This is a genomic window from Borrelia turcica IST7, assembly GCF_003606285.1.
In the GTDB taxonomy this organism is placed as follows: Bacteria; Spirochaetota; Spirochaetia; order Borreliales; family Borreliaceae; genus Borrelia; species Borrelia turcica.
This window is the reverse complement of record NZ_CP028884.1, coordinates 1-18,543: the sequence shown is the minus strand read 5'-3', so window position 1 is coordinate 18,543 and position 18,543 is coordinate 1. Positions and strand designations below refer to the sequence as shown.

At 27.5% G+C, this 18,543-nt stretch carries 18 protein-coding genes; 8 read left to right on the top strand and 10 right to left on the bottom strand.

Annotated elements, in window-relative coordinates:
- The first annotated feature begins 119 nt into the window (after positions 1–119).
- Together DB313_RS00090 and udk are read left to right on the top strand one after the other, a co-directional pair.
- Positions 120–500 carry a rhodanese-like domain-containing protein gene (locus DB313_RS00090; RefSeq protein WP_174220818.1) on the top strand — a complete coding sequence of 127 codons (381 nt, stop codon included), beginning with the start codon at positions 120–122 and terminating at the stop codon, positions 498–500.
- Positions 493–1,113 (top strand): uridine kinase, encoded by a 621-nt coding sequence (gene udk / locus DB313_RS00085; protein ID WP_120103838.1) that lies wholly within the window; start codon positions 493–495, stop codon positions 1,111–1,113. Before DB313_RS00090 ends, udk begins: the two co-directional genes overlap by 8 nt.
- On the opposite strand, the gene priA is transcribed toward udk, so the two are convergent.
- The 7 genes from priA to cdaA are packed head-to-tail and all read right to left on the bottom strand — an operon-like array spanning position 1,110 to position 7,381.
- Positions 1,110–3,086: a replication restart helicase PriA gene (gene priA, locus DB313_RS00080; protein WP_120103837.1), complete on the bottom strand. Its 1,977-nt coding sequence runs from the start codon at positions 3,084–3,086 to the stop codon at positions 1,110–1,112. The two genes, udk and priA, sit on opposite strands and share 4 nt — an antisense overlap.
- A complete protein-coding gene (locus DB313_RS00075) occupies positions 3,079–3,657 on the bottom strand; it encodes a uracil-DNA glycosylase family protein (protein ID WP_120103836.1) in 579 nt (192 codons plus the stop codon). Before DB313_RS00075 ends, priA begins: the two co-directional genes overlap by 8 nt.
- Complete coding sequence (gene truA, locus DB313_RS00070) at positions 3,650–4,387, bottom strand: tRNA pseudouridine(38-40) synthase TruA (RefSeq protein WP_120103835.1); 738 nt, start codon at positions 4,385–4,387, stop codon at positions 3,650–3,652. The genes DB313_RS00075 and truA overlap by 8 nt, the downstream gene beginning before the upstream one ends.
- Positions 4,388–5,236 carry a DUF2225 domain-containing protein gene (locus DB313_RS00065; RefSeq protein WP_120103834.1) on the bottom strand — a complete coding sequence of 283 codons (849 nt, stop codon included), beginning with the start codon at positions 5,234–5,236 and terminating at the stop codon, positions 4,388–4,390.
- A 3-nt stretch (positions 5,237–5,239) separates the two neighbouring features.
- Complete coding sequence (gene acpS / locus DB313_RS00060; protein WP_174220856.1) at positions 5,240–5,614, bottom strand: holo-ACP synthase; 375 nt, start codon at positions 5,612–5,614, stop codon at positions 5,240–5,242.
- Between the two features lie 4 nt (positions 5,615–5,618).
- Entirely contained in the window at positions 5,619–6,614 is a 996-nt protein-coding gene (locus DB313_RS00055; protein ID WP_120103832.1) for a CdaR family protein, read from the bottom strand.
- Positions 6,611–7,381 carry a diadenylate cyclase CdaA gene (gene cdaA / locus DB313_RS00050; RefSeq protein ID WP_120103831.1) on the bottom strand — a complete coding sequence of 257 codons (771 nt, stop codon included), beginning with the start codon at positions 7,379–7,381 and terminating at the stop codon, positions 6,611–6,613. The genes DB313_RS00055 and cdaA overlap by 4 nt, the downstream gene beginning before the upstream one ends.
- A gap of 103 nt (positions 7,382–7,484) precedes the next feature.
- On the opposite strand from cdaA, the gene DB313_RS00045 reads away from it, so the two are divergent.
- The 3 genes from DB313_RS00045 to trpS all read left to right on the top strand — a co-directional run bounded on the left by DB313_RS00045 (position 7,485) and on the right by trpS (position 10,578).
- A complete protein-coding gene (locus DB313_RS00045) occupies positions 7,485–8,342 on the top strand; it encodes an HAD family hydrolase (protein WP_120103830.1) in 858 nt (285 codons plus the stop codon).
- Positions 8,343–8,431: 89 nt separating this feature from the next.
- A complete protein-coding gene (locus DB313_RS00040) occupies positions 8,432–9,517 on the top strand; it encodes an AI-2E family transporter (protein ID WP_120103829.1) in 1,086 nt (361 codons plus the stop codon).
- 2 nt (positions 9,518–9,519) lie between these two features.
- Complete coding sequence (gene trpS / locus DB313_RS00035) at positions 9,520–10,578, top strand: tryptophan--tRNA ligase (RefSeq protein WP_174220817.1); 1,059 nt, start codon at positions 9,520–9,522, stop codon at positions 10,576–10,578.
- A 4-nt stretch (positions 10,579–10,582) separates the two neighbouring features.
- Here trpS and DB313_RS00030 read toward each other — a convergent pair whose 3' ends face one another.
- Positions 10,583–12,376, bottom strand: a complete 1,794-nt coding sequence (locus DB313_RS00030) for a phosphoglucomutase (protein WP_120103828.1) — start codon at positions 12,374–12,376, stop codon at positions 10,583–10,585.
- Positions 12,377–12,530: 154 nt separating this feature from the next.
- Here DB313_RS00030 and DB313_RS00025 point away from each other — a divergent pair, with 154 nt between their 5' ends.
- From DB313_RS00025 to DB313_RS00015, 3 genes are all read left to right on the top strand, one after another.
- On the top strand, positions 12,531–13,985 hold the full coding sequence (locus tag DB313_RS00025) for a UTP--glucose-1-phosphate uridylyltransferase (RefSeq protein WP_120103827.1): 1,455 nt from the start codon (positions 12,531–12,533) through the stop codon (positions 13,983–13,985).
- Positions 13,948–15,021: a glycoside hydrolase family 3 N-terminal domain-containing protein gene (locus DB313_RS00020; protein WP_120103826.1), complete on the top strand. Its 1,074-nt coding sequence runs from the start codon at positions 13,948–13,950 to the stop codon at positions 15,019–15,021. Before DB313_RS00025 ends, DB313_RS00020 begins: the two co-directional genes overlap by 38 nt.
- A 350-nt stretch (positions 15,022–15,371) precedes the next feature.
- Positions 15,372–16,007 carry a hypothetical protein gene (locus DB313_RS00015; protein WP_120103825.1) on the top strand — a complete coding sequence of 212 codons (636 nt, stop codon included), beginning with the start codon at positions 15,372–15,374 and terminating at the stop codon, positions 16,005–16,007.
- 216 nt (positions 16,008–16,223) lie between these two features.
- Here the strand turns inward: DB313_RS00015 and DB313_RS00010 are convergent, their stop codons facing one another.
- Together DB313_RS00010 and DB313_RS00005 are read right to left on the bottom strand one after the other, a co-directional pair.
- On the bottom strand, positions 16,224–16,853 hold the full coding sequence (locus tag DB313_RS00010; protein WP_120103824.1) for a hypothetical protein: 630 nt from the start codon (positions 16,851–16,853) through the stop codon (positions 16,224–16,226).
- Between the two features lie 980 nt (positions 16,854–17,833).
- Positions 17,834–18,424 carry a hypothetical protein gene (locus DB313_RS00005; RefSeq protein WP_238614500.1) on the bottom strand — a complete coding sequence of 197 codons (591 nt, stop codon included), beginning with the start codon at positions 18,422–18,424 and terminating at the stop codon, positions 17,834–17,836.
- Between the last annotated feature and the right edge of the window lie 119 nt (positions 18,425–18,543).

Below are 18,543 nucleotides of genomic sequence, written 5' to 3'. Positions count from 1 at the left end.
CTTACTCTTTAATACAAAATTATTAATTCATTTGAATTTTATATTAATTTTATTAAAAAAACAATTTTATTTTATTGAAATTGTTTCTTTTTTTTTGATATTATTGTTTTATAACTAATATGCTAGTGGATTATGTAAAGTTTATACTCTTAATACTTTTCCTTATTTTTTATGTTTGGCTTTTTATTATTTTAAAAATGAAAAGGTCTAATCTAGCTTTGCTAGAGAGGATTAAAGAAGGGGCAACAATATTAGATATTAGATCTGCTAAAGAATATAATAAATTTCATTATGCAAGGGCGGTTAATATTCCTTTTAATAATTTATTTGCTAAGAAAGATAAGTTAGGTAGTGTTGATAGTCAAATAATAATATATGGTAGAAGTTTTAATAAATGTTTTGAAGCTGAGAAAATTTTAAGAGGAGTAGGATTTAAGAATATATTTGTTGCAGGAACTTTGAAGAATATGCCTAAATTGCAAGAAGAAGGTAATGGTTAAGATTATTGGAATAGCTGGTGGGTCTGGAAGTGGGAAGACTACGGTTGTTAATAAAATTAGCGAAGTTATTCCTGAATTTGTTCTTATATCTCAAGATAATTATTATAAAAGTGTTGGTGATTATGAATATCAATTTTTAAATGTTAATTTTGACCATCCAGATGCTTTTGATAATAATTTATTTTATGAACAGTTAAAAAAAATAAAACAAAATGAGCCAATTAATATGCCTCTTTATGATTTTATTAATCATAGAAGAAAACCGGAAACTGTAGAGATATATCCAACTCCTGTTGTTATTGTTGAGGGTATTATGATTTTTGTTGAAGAGAGAGTGCGCAATCTAATAGATTTAAAGATATACATTGATACACCTAATGATATTAGGTTTATTAGAAGGCTTGAAAGAGATATGTCTAGAAGAGGACGTACGTTGGAATCGGTTATTGAACAGTATTTAAATACTACAAGAGCAGGGTATTATAGATTTATTGAGCCCACTAAGGAATATGCTGATCTTATTATTCCTGAGGGAGGGCATAATGAGAGAGCTCTTTATGTACTCTCATCATTCTTAAGAGCTCTTGGAAAGGATAGTTCGGATTTTTTTTAAATTAGGGAAATTGGATAATAGTCTATTTCGATGTATATGTCTTTTGTTAATCTTATTTTTTCTTTTGTGCTTCGTATTAGTTTTTCTAGTAGGTTGAAGGATTTTGATAGGTATAGTATGTTGTATCTATAGTGTTTAGCTATTTTTGACATGGGAGCTTGGGAGGGTCCAAGGTATTCAATTTCTTCATTTAAAAATTCTTTAGATATTTCAAAAAATTCTAAGCATTTATGTTTGGCAGATTCTTTTTTATGGCTTCTAACTATTATTCTAATGATTTTTTTAAAGGGAGGATAATTGAGTTCTTTACGGATTTTTATCTCTTCTTTATAAAATGCTTCATAATTACCTTCATAGGCATATTTTATAGCATAATAATTGGGATTTTTTGTTTGAATAATAATTGTATTGTCACTTTGAAATCTTGCAGCTCTTCCTAGTACTTGTGAAATTATTGCAAACATTCTTTCACTACTCCTAAAGTCAGGAAGACCCATCCCAACATCAGCGTTAATAATTCCTAGTGTTTGTATTTGTTTAAAATTAAATCCTTTTGCAATAATTTGTGTTCCAATTAAAATATCTAATTTTTCATTTTCAAAATCAGTTATTGTATTGATAATCTCTTTTTTATTAAGATCAGAATCTGTTCTTGCTATTCTTGCGTTTGGTAAAAAATTTTTTAGTTCCCTTTCAATAAATTGAATTCCATATGTTTTATATGTAATGTTTTTTGCATTGCAACCAGGGCAATTGGTTACTATGCTTGTTTTGTGGTTGCAGTAGTGACAAACGAGTTTGTTTTCATTTTTATGATATGTTAAGTTAAAAGAGCAATTTGGACAGCAGATGATATGTCCGCAAATGTTGCATTCAAGTGTTTTTGAGTATCCTCTTTTATTGAAGAATATTAAAACTTGTCTTTTGTTAATTAGGCTTTTTTGTATGCTATAAAGCAATTCTGAGGATATAATCTGGCGTTCTTTTTTCATATCTACTATTTTAAGTTCTTTAGCTGTTTTATTAAAAAATTTGTTTTTTAATGTCATCTTTTTTATCTGATTATTTTCCATGGCCATGTATGCTTCAAGTGATGGGGTTGCACTTCCCATCACAAATTTGGAATTAAAAACACCTTGTAAAAAAAATCCTATGTGTCTTGAATGAAATCTTGGAGTATTTTCAGATTTATATGTGTGTTCATGCTCTTCATCCATTATTATTAAACCTAAATTCTTAAATGGTAGCATTAATGCACTCTTAACTCCAATTATAATCAAGCTTTCTCCATTCTTTACTTTATTCCAGGTTAAAACTTTTTTTGAATTTGGTACTTTTGAGTTGTATTCGTAAATCTTATTTGTACTTAAATTCGATTTTATTCTTTTAATTATTTGATAACCCAAAGAGATTTCGGGGATTAAAAAAATTATTTGTTTTTCTTGTCCTAAATAGTACTCACATAATTTGATGAATATTTCTGTTTTTCCAGATCCAGGTATCCCGAATAGGTAAAATGTATTTTGTGTTTTTGATTCGATAATTTCTTGATAAATGTTATTTTGTTCTTCATTTAATTGAATGGGTATATTGGAACTTGGGTTTTTATTGTCGTTATTTTTTATTACTTTGCTTGAAGTTGAAATTTTAGGGAGTCCACAAAATAAAGCTTCTCCAAATCCAGAAAATGTTTTTCTACTAATCCAATTTGCAAGATTAATGTTGTGTTCTGTTATTAGTGCATTTTCATCAATGATCTTTAGTATATCTTTGATTTCAAATGTAAAATCTGTATTAAGCTCGTCTTTAGAATATCTTTTTATTATGATTCCAAGTGTTTCTCTTCCATTAAAGTTTGTTATTACTCTTATTCCTATTTCTAATTTGAAGTTGTGTTTGTAAAAAAAAAGCTTATTTACAGGGATGTTAAAGGCGACTTCGTAATAAAAGTTATTATTTAGAGTATTATCCATATTTTATTATGCCTTTTATTATTTTTAAGTCTTGCCAGATCTCTTTTTTTAACGTTGGATTTTTGACTTGATTCATGGGAAGATATGTGAATACTAATGGAATTCCTTTAAATCTGAGTTCAAAGCCTCTTACAATTTGAATTCTTAAGTTTTGATTTAAAAAAAATTCAACTTCTTCGCAGGAGAGAATTGCTTTAGGTTGTTTATTAATCTCTAATCTTAGCATATTAAAATTATCTATTATTTTGTAATTCAATATGTTAATACTTTTACACCATTTTTTTACTATTTCATTTGCACTTTTATTTAAGTATTTTTTATCTATATATACTATTAATAGGTCTTTCTTGTCATTTTTGTTTTTATTGCATTCTATTGATTTTGTTAATTTTGTCTTTTCTTGTGTATCTTTTTGTGTTTCCTGGTTTAATATTTTTATACTTCTAGATTTTATTATCTTGTTTTTGATTTTCTTAAGTTCTTCTTCTTTATGCCCATAAATATTACCCGATATATTATTTTTAAGCATTTTTAGAAGTGTCAATTTTTTAATGAATGTATTTTTATTCATAGTAAACCTTATCTAAAAATAAAGCTTTTGCAGGTGCTGTTGTTCTTGCAAATTTTCTGTTTTTTGAGTTTAAAATCTGCATAAAAGTATAAACAGGTTCATTTTTTATTTCGATGTCAAGCATTGTTCCTACTATTGATCTTACCATTTTCCATAAAAAAGAAGAGCCTGTTATTTCAAAGATAATAAACTTATTTTTTTTCTTAAATCTAGCAAAATAAATTTTTTTCAATTTTGGATTTGTTTGATCTCTTATGCATGAAAAGGTCGTAAAGTCATGTGTTCCAATTAACATTGCAGACATTTGATTTAATCTATTGATATTTAATTTTTTCTTTACATAATAAGCTTGATATGCTTCCCAAGGATAATGATTTTCGTTGTTGAGTATGTAGTAGCTATATTTCCTTCTCTTAGCATTAAATCTAGGTTGAAATTCATCTTTTGTGTATTTTAATTTTATTATCCTAATGTCATCATTTAATAGAGAATTTAGTGCTATTTTTAAATTTTTTGGGGCAATATTTATGTTTATAGAAAAAGATATTATTTGTCCTCTTGCATGAACTCCTTTGTCAGTTCTACCCGATGAATGAATTTTGATTTTTGTTTTGCTTATCTTCTCTAGAGCTTTCTCAATTTCTCCTTGTATTGTTGGGGTTTTAGGTTGGATTTGAAATCCATGATATCGAGACCCATCATATGCTACTTTTGCAAGTATTTTTTTCATTTATTTTAAAGTTTTTATTTCTTTTGAAATTTTAAAATAAACTTCTTTTATTTTGTCTAAAAGTATTGAGGGTTTTTCTTTTGATGATTTTCCCATTCCAGCTATTTTAGAGAGTATAGTTTTAATTTCAATGAGTTGATTGTATCTATATTCTTTATTTTCTTTATTACCATAAAAATATTCTAGTAATCCTGATAAATATAGAACACTGTCATATCCATAATTCTTATCGGTGTCAGGACCAAATATTGCCTCGTTAGAGATTGGTTCTGAATTATCTTGTTCTTTTTCAATTGTTAACTTATAAAGATAAGCTGCTTTGTAATAAAATATTTTTTGCAGATAGTTATAATTTTTATTTGGATTTTCTTTGTGAAGATCTTCAAAAATCCAAGCTGCCCTTATTGCACATTTTGCTTGATTTAGAGTCGGGTTGTGATTTTTATCAAGAAATTCATAGCACATCATAGCAAGTATATAACTGGCAGCTCCTTCTTTAAGACCTCGTGGTTTATTGAAGTCTAGATTATCTTCAAAAAGTGATTTTATTTCTTTTCGTTTTTGCTCACGGCTTATTAAAATTTGCTTCATTTGGGTACTAGCAAGTGTTATTGCATTAAATTCATTTGGAAAAGCAGCTAAGTAGCAATTAGGACATACTGTGATTGAATATATTCTAGGGTATATATTTCCATATTTTTCGTTTTTTACATATTCTCTTTTTAAATCAACTTTTAACTCTCCAGATATTAATCTGCTACTTCCTGTTAAGAGGTCTTCTTTTCTAAATTTATAGCTACATAAAGGACATTCAATTTCGTATTTTGTAAAATATGATATCTTTTTCATAAATTAATCTTCTGCTATTACAAATGCAATAGCGTACTCCCTTTCATGTGAGATGGTCAAATATAATTTTAAGTTCATTTGATCAACCAAACTTTCAATATCATTGTGTAATTGAAATACAACATTTCCAGTTGGTGATTTAACGACTTCAATATCTTTAAGAGAGTACTTTATTGTGTTTTCTAATAGAGGACTTAATGATTTAATTAGTGCTTCCTTCGCTGCAAATTTACCAGCTAGACTTTCTAAAATTCCTTTCCCTTTCATTTCTAAGTTTGCAATTTCTCTTTGTGTAAAAAATCTCTCTAATTTTTTTCTATTTTTTAAAAAACTATTAAGTCTGATGACTTGTATTATATCACATCCTATTGATTTCATAATTTTATTGTTCACTTGGAATTACCTCTAGTCTTATTGTTTTGGGCTCTTGTTCATAAACCTCTATGCCATGAGTATTGTTTTTAAATATTATATCTGCATTAACATTGTAAATTCCAGGGGTTTCAATATGACTTAAATCTAGATTAAAATTTATATTTTTGTTATCTATATGCATTTTAATTATTTTCTCTGATAGTCTGCTTCTTATTTTAATAAACATTTCGTTTTCTGGATTTAGGATATTATCTTTATTTTTTATTTCTAGTCCATTTTTGAGATTATTGAAAATCAAATTAGGATTTTTTATTGTTGTATGTGTATATTTTTTGCTTAGTGTAATAGTAACTATTACATGGCTTTTGTCAAGTGTTATTAGTGGATTTGGAGATACTACTTCAAGATGTTCTGATATAAATATGGTTCTTGTGTCAAATTCTTTTATTTCAGTTTTAATTGTATTAATTGTTTCTATTACTTTTTCGGGGCCATATATTGTTAGTTTTTCGGGTGAGATATTATACTTGGCAATAAAATATTCTCCTTTGTTTTCTCTTTCAAGTAATGTAAATTTAGGCTCAACTTTGACTAATTTTGAAGTTTTTTTATCAAGATTGAGTGAAATTGTGCTTTTTGAAAGGCTGTATTCAGCGATGGGAATAGAATTAAGGTTTTTGATTTTTATTGGAAGTTCATATTCTCCTGCTTCTTTTATGTTTGTAGCTTCAACGAATAATATTATACGGTCAAGGTCTAAGTATTTTAAGTTTTCTTTATTAATTTTTACTGTAAGTAGTATTTTTGTAAAATCAGGAATTTTCCCTAGTGTGATTTCATCTTTTAGTAAAATTTTGAATTCTTTCTCTATTGTAATCGACTCTATATTGTTCAAGTAAAATGTTGTAAACATAACAATAGCTATTAAAATAGAAATAGACTTATTTTGCCAGTCTTCAAAAAAAAATTTCGTTATGTTTTTAATTTTTTTGTTTATATTCATTCTATTAATGCAAGATTTAATTTTTTTCTAATTTCATTTAAGCTTAAATTATACTCTAGTTTTCCATTACTTGTGAGTGAAATAGATCCAGTTTCTTCAGAAGTTATTATTGTTATTGCATCTGAATTTTCAGAAATTCCAAGACCTGCCCTGTGTCTTGTTCCAAAAGTTTTGCTAATAGATTCAATATTAGATAGAGGCAGAAAAGATCCAGCATAAACGATTTTGTTATTACTGATAATGACAGCTCCATCGTGTAGAGGTGTTTCATAGTCAAAAATTGATATTAAGATTTCGTTAGATACAATGGAATCTAGCTTTATTCCTTTGTTTATTATTTGCTCTAACTGTATTTTTTTTTCAATACAGATTAAGCTACCAGATTTGTTCTCTGATAAGTGTTTGATTGCTTTTATTATCTCAGAAATAGTTTTAGTAGTTTCTTCTTTCCGGTTTGCAAGTTTAAAAGATAAGTTAAAGTTACCAATTTGCATTATTATCTTTTTTATTTCTTGATTAAATAGAATAAGCATTGCAATAGGAAGTATATTTGCTATGTAGTTTAAGAGCCAGTTTATAGTATGTAGGTTGAAATAATAGGAAATAATTCCAATAGATGCAATTATGATCATTCCTTTAAGTAAGTTTACAGAATAAGAATTGACCACATTTTTATATATATAATAAACTAAAATACTTATTAAACTTAGATCTAATATTCTAGAGAGAGCATCTTTTATTTGAATTATATTAACTATATCTATCATAAACATTTCTATTTAATTTGTTTTGTATTACTATATTGCATATATGCGCAGTTATATATATATTTTAATACAACTTAGTGTTAATTTAAATTAATTTTTGTTTATGAGTAAAAAAGAAAGAATAATAGCTTTAATATTTGATTTTGATGGTACTTTAATTTATGGAAATATGCAGCAGGTGCTTTTTGATGAGTACAGTGTTGATGCGAACTTGTTTTGGAATGAAGTTGAAAATTTATCTGTTGTTTATAACAAAAATAGTTATAATATTATTGCAAATGAAATGATATATTTGTCTCATTTTTTAACATATGTTAAAGAAGGTATTTTAAAAGGTTTAAATAATAAAGTATTATTTAATTTGGGTTCAAAATTGAAATTTTTTGAAGGTGTGATTGAATTATTTGAAGAAATAGATGCAATCAATAAAGATATAAAGGAATCAGGTGTTACGGTAAATATTTATATTGTTTCAAGTGGATTTAGACAGATGATTTTGGGAAGTAAAGTTGCTCCTTATATTACTAAAGTATGGGCTTGCGAATTTATAGATGCATATCTTATGCCTTTTTATGAGAACTTAGAGAGTAAATTTTCAGAAAATAGTGTTTTAAGCAGTGTATGTTATTTTGTAGATCATACAATAAAAACACGTGTAATTTTTGAGTTGAATAAAGGGTCTTATGATAAGATTAATAAGAGAATTCCAAAGAGTAGAAGAGAAATTCCTTTTGAAAATATGTTTTATATTGCAGATGGGTTTAATGATATTCCAGCTTTTGAAATATTAAATAATAATTTAGATCATTATAAGAATACATTAATAGTTTATTATGAGAATGATAAGGAAGCTAAAAGGTTACTTAAAGAAAAAAGGGTTGGCGATGTAGCTGAAGCTAATTACAGTAAAGGAACTAAATTATATAATTGGATAATGGAAAAAATTCATTTAAATATATAAATTAGTTTCAAACTTTTTATGAATATGTGAAAACAATATTTGTGTATTTTTAATGCTGTGTAATCATTTAAGTGTTAAAGGGAGGTAAGATGGCTTTAGATTTAGAACCAACGGATAAGTTGAAATTTTTTAAAATTCAGTCTATTTTTTATGCTATAGTATTGGTGGTAATTTTAATTAGTGCCTTAAAGATAGCACAGACGGTTTTTAAGCCTTTAGCTATTGCGGTAGTTCTTGGATTTTTGGTATATCCTATTTATACTTTTCTTAAAAGGTTGCTAATTCCAAGAGTTTTGGTAGTGCTTGTGATTTTCTTTTTCCTCTTTTTATTTTCTTATTTAGTTTTTAATTTTGTTTACTATAGTATTACTATTTTGATAAAGCAATTACCTTATTATCAAAAGCAGTTAATTTTTATTATAAGAGATATTTTAGATAAATATAGAATAGATAGTGCTATTATTGGCAATATAGATTTTTCTGGATATGTTTATCCTTTTTTAACTAGAATATCTAATGAAATTATTGGTTTTGCAAGTAGTTTAGTGGTATTGTTTTTATTGTTATATTTTTTGCTATCGGAGATACATATTTTTGATATAAAGGTTAGGAAGGCTTTTGGACATTCCACTTCGGAGAGATTTGTAGAGGCTTTGGGTACAATAAATAATCAAATTAGTAAATACTTAGTAATAAAGGTTTTTGTTAGTTGTTTAACAGGTTTGCTAGTATTTATAGGGTTAACTTCGTTTGGACAGGATTTTCCTCTTGTGTGGGCAGTACTTACATTTGTTTTTAATTTTATTCCAAGCATAGGGTCGATTTTGGCTGTGTTTTTTATTGTAATAGCTGCTTTGGTACAATTTTATCCTAATTTAAATTTGGTGCTTTATATCTTCATATATAATATTTCTGTACAAGTATTGATTGGAAATATTCTTGAGCCAAAAATGCAGGGACATCGGCTTGATATTTCTCCTTTTTTACTGCTTTGTTTTCTTTTCTTTTGGGGTTGGCTTTGGGGTATTGTAGGGCTTTTAATAGCTTATCCTTTTACAGTAATTATAAAAGTGATAGTGGACAATATAGCTTATTTAAAGCCTTTCTCTGTGTTTTTGAGTGGTTCAAAGATGTTAAGCGATATTAATGATAAATTGAGTAGTAGGGAGAATTAAGTTTGCAGAAGAAAGTTATGCTTACAGGGGACAGGCCTACCGGCTCTCTTCATTTGGGGCATTATGTTGGTTCTATTGTAAATAGATTAAAATATCAAGAGGAATATGAAACTTATGTTATTATAGCTGACTTGCATACTCTTACTACAAGGCCAGATTTAAATAGTATTAATGAAATATCTTCTAATGTTAGGGAAATGGTTTTGGATTACCTTGCTTGTGGAATTAATCCAGAGAAGGCTCATATATATTTACAATCAGCCATACCAGAACTTTTAGAACTAAATTTAATACTTTCAATGATTGTTATGGTTAATCGTTTACAAAGGATTCCTAGTATAAAGGATATGAGTGTTGCTGCTGGGTTTACAGAGGTTCCTTATGGACTTTTAGGATATCCGATACTTATGAGTGCAGATATTTTAATGGCTAAGGCTAATTTGGTTCCAGTCGGACGTGATAATGAGGCTCATATTGAGCTTGCAAGAGAGCTTGCTAGAAAGTTCAATTCTCTTTATGGAGAAAACTTTTTTCCAATTCCTGAAGCTATTTTTACAGATACTCAATCTCTTGTGGGAATTTATGGCAAAAATAAGATGAGTAAGAGTCTTGGCAATGCAATATTTTTAAGTGATGATGAGAATTTGTTGCGTAAAAAGGTTATGTCTATGTTTACAGATCCAAAAAGAGTGAGAGCGGATATACCGGGAGAAGTTGAGGGTAATCCTGTTTTTATTTATCATGACTTTTTTAATGATAATGTTGATGAGCTTTATGAACTTAAAACTAGATATAAAAAAGGTACGATTGGCGATGTTGAGGTTAAGGAAAGGCTTTTTGAGGTTTTAAATAAATTTTTAATACCAATTAGAGAGAAAAGAGAATTTTTTAAAGCTAAAAAAAATTATGTCGATGAGATAATTTTTGAAGGTACAAATAAAACTAGGAAAGTTGCAATAGAGGTTGTAAGGGGTGCTAAAAAAATAATGGGTCTTTCGAAAACTTGGAATAGTGTGAGGAGAAATGTAGAAAAATCTTTAAAAGATGTTTTAAATGTGTAGTCATTTATGTTAATGAGTATGCGTTTTGAATTAGCTCTTTATTAAATTCTAAAAGATCTAGCAGTTTTTCTTGTTTTTCAGATTTAATTTCACTGAGTACTCTGAATATTGGTTCTGTTTTTGAACCTCTCATCCATAAGGTTGCAATTATTTCGTTTTTTGCATTTTTAAGTAAGACTTTAAGTCCTCCTGAAGAATCTCCAGTTCGGGTTTTGCTTTGTTTAATGCCTTCATAGTTGATTATTTCAAAATTGTCTATTAATAATTCTGAAATAAGTTTGTTATTGCTTTTCATTTCTTTTTCTAGTAATTTTTCATAATGTGTTTTTAGTATTTCTTGATTTTCTACCTTGAGTTTTAGTATAGCCTTTTCAGATGAAGTTTCTACATTACTGTAGAAATTTATTGTCTTCAATATATCACCTAGATTATAATTTTCTTTATATTCATTGTTAGATAAATTGCACCATGTTTTGTAAAGTTCTTTTATTCTTAGCAATTTAATTATACTAAAGACTGTCGCTAGAGGGTCTCGTACTTTTGAGGGATATGTAATATTCCCGCCATTTGATCCTTCTCCTAGAATTTTTACTATCAGTCCTTTCCCTCTTAAGATATCTGCCATTTCCGTTAAATTTGCTTCACCAACTTCAACTCTGTAAACTTTTGCATTAAATAGAGTTGCTATTTTTTCAATATTTAATGAAGTTGCATCATTAACCACAACTGCTAAATTGGTTTTAATCCCAATATGATAAAGATAACTAAGCTCTGAGAGTACTGATAGTGCAAATATTTTTTGTGCTTCAATGATTTTTGATTTTCCCTTTATTTCATCAATGAACACTAAATTTCCTCTATCTCCATCACAATCAGGAACATAGCCTAGTTGGAAAGAACTGTCTTCTTTAAATTTTTCCTCTAATATTCGCTCACACATATATAAAGATTTACCTTCAGGAATCATTCCATGTTTAAAAACTCCTAATTGGGTGTTATGAAGTTCTAATTTTAGTCCAAAGGATTCGATGATTTTTCTATCTATTGAATTGATACGAGAGCTACCATTCATTTCTCCTATTATTCCTATAGGATTTTTTTTGATATTTTCTTTTAAGTTTTCAATATTCTTTTTATTGTTTATATCTGAATATATTATTTCATGCATTAATGACTTATATGCATTATAAGATTTTGCCTTATTTTGAGTCTTGTTTTGAATAATTATTTCATATAGTTTTAAGTTAGTTTCATTTGTGTTGAAATTTCTTAAGTTTTCTATTAATTTTTTTATCAAGATTTCGTTTTCAATATTTGATTTGATTTTGTGTATTATTTTATTTATTTCTTTTGAATTTAACACACCGCCATCGTCTAGGCCAATTTTAAGTCCGTTATATCCTTTGGGATTATGGCTAGCGGAAATGTATATGAATCCTTTTGAATTTTTACTATTCTTTGTATAAGCTAAAATTTCTGGTATTGGGAGTATGCCAAAAAATTTGACATTATTGTTGTTTGATATTAATGTCTTGATTATTATTTCAGAGATTATACTTCCAGTTGCCCTTGAGTCTAGTCCTATATTGATGTATTCTTTTGCTTTATTTTTTAAATAATTTGCTATTGTAAAGGTTATTGTTGCAATTAATATCTTATCATCATCATTGATTTCACAATCTGTTGAATTTTCATCTTTTGATTTTGCAAATATTTTCCTAAATCCTGAAGGGGAGAGTATCATTTCATCAATAGCATTCTTTAGATTTATCATGTTTAGTATATATTGTTTTAGCATGTTGTCCTCTTAAAGTGATATATTTTAGTATTGAACTTAAATATTATAATAACATATCATGAGATAAGACATATTAGTATATTATAATTGTGCTATAAGATAGATATAATTATTGTTTATTTTGGATTTAGATGAGGATTCTTTAAACTTGTGTATGTTTGAAATGATAGATAAAGATTTTTCTAGAAGAATGCTTGATGAGCTTAATAGTCATAGGCTTGAACTTTTAAATGTCTCTATTAAGAGTTTTCCGGATAAAAGACACAAAAGTATTTTTAATCTTTCTGGTGATATTATTAAATTAAAGTTTGAAAAGCGACTTGTTGAGAATAATTTGAAAAAATATATTGATAATTTTTCAGAATTTTTAAGAGTAGAAGAAGATAATTTTTATATTTTTACTGGAGATGAATTAGAAAGGTTGGGGTTAGCTTTATATCCTTATCTTTCGTTTGGAATTTTGAACGGAGGATCTGCAACTAGTTATGTTGATATTTTGAAAAATAGTGATTTTAATGAGGAATTGTATCTTTTATATGAGAGTAAAATACTTGAAGCTAAGGAAGCTTTTAAAGATTTACCAAAAGGGATAACACCTGCATATATTAATAAGAATGGTAGTTATGGATTTTCATTCTTAGCATTGAAAATTAGACATCTTTTGATGCTTTCTAAAAGATATATGGATATTTACGGAGTAAGTGAAAAGCCTTCAATGTTTCAGATGACTAGTTTTAAAACAGATACATTCATTTCTAAATTTTTGGATGATATTTTTGATGAAGATTTGATTAAGAATTGCAATTATTACAATTTTAAAAAAGAAGATATTCTTACAGCTATTCAACCTTTAGTTTATTGTTATAGAAAATTGGATAATGGTCAATATGTTTATTTTGATTATGAAAAGGATGGCGAAAAAACTATATTAGCTTTACCTGCTGGACACGGTCAAAATTTTAGGGTTTTAAGAGATATTTATTTTAAACTTTATGAGTCTGGGAAAAGATTTGTATATATTGGTAATATTGATAATATTGGTTTTACTGTTAATTTAAAGGCTCTTGCCATAATGGCTATAACAAACAGTTCTTCTGGCTTTGAATTTAGTGATAAAACAGCACTAGATACAAAAGGAGGAATTTTGATTGTAGATAAGGATGATGATTTAACATGTGTTGATATTGGCGGGGCTATTTCTAAAGAGGATGTTCGAAAAGCTGAATATAGAGGAGAGAAAATACTGTTTAATTGTGCTACTGGTCTTTTTAATTTAGAATATTTGGTCAATAATATTGATAAAATAATAGAAGAGATGCCTAGTAGAATTATTGAGCAAAATAAAGAGGTGGGTAAGTATATTGCGATTGAACAAATAACTTGGGAAATAGTAAAGTTAGTGGATAATCCCTTAATTTTTGAAGTTAGTAGAGGAAATAGGTTTCTTCCTGCAAAGTTATTTATTGATATGCTTATTGCCAGTGGTTACTTAAAAGAGAAGCTTTCATTTAATATTTCTTATATTGCTGATTACTTAAATAATTCTCTTAATAATTTATTGAAGAATGATTATGGTTTGGTTTTTAGAGATGGTAAATGGAATATTTAAGTTTTTATTGATAGAGATCTTATTTTCTTTGAATTTGTATTTATTGGGAAATGTTCCTGAGATAGATTATGATTACTTCGAGCAGGATAAATCTGACCTTGTAAGTATTGAGAAATTTTTGGGAAAAGTTGATTTTAAGGATAATTTAAAGGAGAGACGTTTGTTTATTGGCATTAGGAATGTTGCAGAACCTAATGCTGTTCAAAGACTTAGTAGAGATGAGCTTGAAAAAATAAAAGAGATTAATCCAATAGGGGTGATTTTATTTAGAGAAAATTTCAAAGAGGCTGATCAAACCAAAGAGTTGATTGACTCATTAAAGCAATATCTTGGCTCTGATATTTTTATTGCTGTTGATGAGGAAGGGGGATTGGTTAATAGAGTTAGTGAAAATAAAAAATTGGGTGTTTATAATTTTCCTTCTATGGAATCTGTTGGTGGAACAAATGATGTGCATCTGGCTTATAAAATTGGTGAAATACTTGGAAAACAACTTAGACGACTTGGAATTAATGTCAACATGGCACCAGTAGCTGATGTAAAATTTGCTCCTGTTAGTCCTTTAGTGAACAGGACTTTTGGACATTTAGTTTACAATGTTGGGCTTATGGTAGAGTCATTTGTAGAGGCAATACAGAGGCAAGGTGTTTCTGCAGTGGTTAAACATTTTCCCGGACTTGGAGGGACTAAAGTGGATACTCATAAGGAAATAGCTTTTTTGCCTTATAGTAAAAATTTTTTAATGGGAAACAATTTTGTGCCATTTATTTTTGGTAGAGAAGCAAAATTTATTATGATTGGTCATGTTTTAGCGTCTAAGATTTCTAAAGATATAACTAGTATGTCAAAGGATATTGTGGATATTATAAGATATAATTTAAATATTGATAGTATGATAATAACGGATGCGTATGATATGGGAGCAATTGTGAATAATTTTAGAATAAAAGATGCAATTAAAAAATCTTTAAGCTCGGGTATTGATATTGTGCTTATTCCAGAGGGATATCAGAAACTTAATAAAAATATAAAATAGCTTCCATAAATAAATGATATGTCAAGTCCTGGGATTGTATGTGAGTTATTTGTAGATAAATCTAAAGACAAGTGGAAGGTAAGAATAAAGAAAGTAAGTAGGAAGGGAAAAGTAAAAAAATAAATAAAAAGCCATGTGAAATAAAATTTCTCAAGACTTTTTATAAATGGTTAAAGGTTAAAGATAAATAATATTTTACCGCAAAATCAAAAAAAAACAATAAAAATCACTGAGAAGAAAAGAAATAATAAAAAGGGCATACAATTGTATTAATTCTTATTTGATATATATTATAATAATGTACACAAAATAAAGAGAGAAAAAAATAACTTAGGTTTGAGGTGATAAAGATGAGAGGAATTAAACAAACAAATAAGGGAATCTTTCCTATGATACTGTGTTGTGAGAAGTGTTGTGAGAATATAGTATCTGAGAGGAAGGAAACTTTTTTTGGGAATGCAGAGTATGAGGCAAATTACAAGGCTAGGGTTAATGGGTATGTTATTGACTTTTTCAGAATACCTAGAAGCTTAAAGAATAAGTATGAAGTTAATATTAAATCATTAAGCAATCCAGACCTTCCGTTTGGGAATATAGCAATGAATTGCATAAATATATTTAAGCTTATAGTGGACATTGTGAATATGCAGACAGGGGAAGAGTATGATTATGATAAATTTATAACAGAGATGGAAACAGATAAGATGCTTTATTACGGAGCAAAGGTAGTCTCAGCGCTAACAAGACATTTTGATGAGCTTAGTGGAAATAATCATAATGAGGGATATTATGAGTGGGAGAAGGGATGGGTAGATAGGAAGTGGATTGATTATGAACCCAGTGAGCTAGAGATTAAAGAAATGCAGGAATCAAATAGAAAACTTGACTCAAAAATGTGTATGGGAGCAAGGGAAGAGCTCAATAAGTCAGGTATAAGTAAGGGAGAGCTTAGACTCTTAAGAGCAATAGAGAAAGCAAGTAAGTAAGTGACATAATAAAATTGATTAAAAATATTTACAAAATTAAAAAAATAAAATAATATTATAAGTAGATATAAGAAGATAGAAAGCATTCTATCAATAGTCCCCAACACTCCTATTAATCCTCTCCAAAACAAGATATAGGAGTAGGGACTTTTTTTATAAGCTCTTATATCTTAATAAAGGTATATCAAATAAAAGAGAATGACAATAAATCTTGTGTTAATATAATCCTATTGAAATATCATGCCAAGGATAGGAATAATGACTTCTTGTAAGCATTACAGAAAGCCTGTTGACTTCATATTTACTAAAATAAATGCTGGGGAAATCATAAGTATTAGAATTTAGGAATAAGACACCATCAGAGTAGTAAAGATTAGCGTATGATATTATACCTGTAGGTGTATTCAGTTGAACTTGAGTAACTAATTTGCGGACTCCAAATAGATTAAATTGTATATCAGAAATAATTGATCGTAGAGATTCAATAGATGATGTTGGTATAGAGAAAGAATGCCCTGAGTGTAGAAAAAATTGAAGCTTGATGTCGCCTCTTAAATAAATCTCTTTAATACCCTCTCTGGAACTTACAAGATGGGTGAAATGTCTAGGAGCTACAAACTTAAGGGTATAAGGAATACCGTGTCTTTTATAAAAGGAAAACCTGTTGTTAAAACTAAATTCTTTAAGCATAACAGTACCCTTTCCTAATGTTATGATTTCAGCTAAGCTTATATCATCAAAATTGGATATAGAATACCTTCTAACTTCTCCTGGTACATAACAAGCATTGAAGAGGGTGAAAAATAAAAGAATATATAAAATTTTAAACAGGGGGTCTTGTCTCACAAACTGCTCCTAAGGATAAAATATTTATAGTTTAAATAACTTGTAATAATATTGTAACACATTTAAGTCTTTCTGTTTGTATAACTTACGCTCAACAAAGATTTGTATCTTAAGGGGAAATAGAATTACCTGTTTTATAGAATTAAGAACAGAAAGGATATAATAGAAAAATAATTTAGAAAAAACTGGAAATAATCAGATTATTGAACTAATAATTTAATTATTAAATATTCTCCTTTTTTAAAATTAAAAGAATTTATTATCAATATTTACTTCATACCATACATTCTTTTAAATAATCCCCTTCCCCAAGGGGTTTTCTTTTTTTTGGGGGGAATAGGGAATTTAGAATATCTATATATGCAGGTATAGAAGATAAATAACTAATAATATTTTTAAAGTGAATGACGTTATTTTTAGGTTTAAAAGGAGGTTGGGTATAAAAGCATAAAGATTAATAAAGTACCCAATTAGTTGATTGAAAAAGGACTGTATTGCATATAATACTATTTATTGAATAACTATTAGATTTAACCTAAGGTCTCATACGAGGGAAACTTTGTTATATCAATAGGGTTACTCTTGTTAAGATTTAAGTTTAAATATCCTCCCTATAATGATTTAAAAAGTATTTTTGTTTAGCATAATGCTATTTTTTATGTTTAAGTATTTAATATGTAAAAAATAGCTTCTTTTGCTTATAAATTAATTTATCAAACAGCGCCTTAAGGTAATTTTATTCACTAGGACAAGATACAAGCTTGGTTTTTAGTTATTATTTAAAGTTATTCAATAAATATTTTTAAATAACTTTAAATTTGAGTATTACTGTAAACTAATAATTAAAATATATAAAATTTATTGTAATCCAATAAGGTAAATTGAAATTTGACTTTTATTATTTTTAAAATTAAGGTATGAACTATTTGAGTTAAAGAGATATATTTCTCTTCTTAGCCCTTTATTATGGCATTTTACCTTTAATTATCAATTATTTCTACTTTGAAGTTAAATTCTTCCAAAAACTTTTGAATCTCATTTTTACTGAAACTAACAATTGTATAGCTATTAGCGGTATAAACTTTAAACTCAGCTATTTTATTGTATTTATTTTTTATTTTAATAAATTTTAAAAATTCTTCTTCTGGAATGATAAATTTAGAAATTTCTGTTACAATGTCTCTTTTTTCTATTACTGTTTTTGATTCATATGGGAAATAAGGATTATAAGATTCATCGTATTTTATGATATTTTCAGTGTTTTCAGATATTAATTTTCCTATAGCTTCAAAGTGTGTATCTGTGATTATTTTGTAAGCTTGTACTTTCCCTGAGTGTCTAGTTTGAGCTTTAACTAAAATTGAATATTCTTTCTCTCCTTTAGGCTTGTTATACCTTATTGAGATTAAGGATTTAATTATACCATCTGCTGAATATTTTGTCTCTAAATAATATTTAGAGCTTAGTACTTGAGCAAATTTGTCGTATTCTATTTGATAAGTTTGACAGGACACCATAAGAAGAATGAAACTAGAAAAAATTTTATTGATGCTTGATTTATAATTCCACATATGTTCTCAATATTTTCTCTTGCTACCTTGTTCTTATTATACAATAAAATAGATACTATATCAATTTGATTTGCAAAACTAAACAATGAGATTTATTATATACTAAAAAACAATAAAAT

Bases quoted from the DNA above. Each gene is read 5' to 3' on its own strand.
- DB313_RS00090 (WP_174220818.1), top strand. From the start codon at position 120: ATGCTAGTGGATTATGTAAAGTTTATACTCTTAATACTTTTCCTTATT.
- udk (WP_120103838.1), top strand. From the start codon at position 493: ATGGTTAAGATTATTGGAATAGCTGGTGGGTCTGGAAGTGGGAAGACT.
- priA (WP_120103837.1), bottom strand. From the start codon at position 3,086: ATGGATAATACTCTAAATAATAACTTTTATTACGAAGTCGCCTTTAAC.
- DB313_RS00075 (WP_120103836.1), bottom strand. From the start codon at position 3,657: ATGAATAAAAATACATTCATTAAAAAATTGACACTTCTAAAAATGCTT.
- truA (WP_120103835.1), bottom strand. From the start codon at position 4,387: ATGAAAAAAATACTTGCAAAAGTAGCATATGATGGGTCTCGATATCAT.
- DB313_RS00065 (WP_120103834.1), bottom strand. From the start codon at position 5,236: ATGAAAAAGATATCATATTTTACAAAATACGAAATTGAATGTCCTTTA.
- acpS (WP_174220856.1), bottom strand. From the start codon at position 5,614: ATGAAATCAATAGGATGTGATATAATACAAGTCATCAGACTTAATAGT.
- DB313_RS00055 (WP_120103832.1), bottom strand. From the start codon at position 6,614: ATGAATATAAACAAAAAAATTAAAAACATAACGAAATTTTTTTTTGAA.
- cdaA (WP_120103831.1), bottom strand. From the start codon at position 7,381: ATGATAGATATAGTTAATATAATTCAAATAAAAGATGCTCTCTCTAGA.
- DB313_RS00045 (WP_120103830.1), top strand. From the start codon at position 7,485: ATGAGTAAAAAAGAAAGAATAATAGCTTTAATATTTGATTTTGATGGT.
- DB313_RS00040 (WP_120103829.1), top strand. From the start codon at position 8,432: ATGGCTTTAGATTTAGAACCAACGGATAAGTTGAAATTTTTTAAAATT.
- DB313_RS00030 (WP_120103828.1), bottom strand. From the start codon at position 12,376: ATGCTAAAACAATATATACTAAACATGATAAATCTAAAGAATGCTATT.
- DB313_RS00025 (WP_120103827.1), top strand. From the start codon at position 12,531: ATGTTTGAAATGATAGATAAAGATTTTTCTAGAAGAATGCTTGATGAG.
- DB313_RS00020 (WP_120103826.1), top strand. From the start codon at position 13,948: ATGGTTTGGTTTTTAGAGATGGTAAATGGAATATTTAAGTTTTTATTG.
- DB313_RS00015 (WP_120103825.1), top strand. From the start codon at position 15,372: ATGAGAGGAATTAAACAAACAAATAAGGGAATCTTTCCTATGATACTG.
- DB313_RS00005 (WP_238614500.1), bottom strand. From the start codon at position 18,424: ATGTGGAATTATAAATCAAGCATCAATAAAATTTTTTCTAGTTTCATT.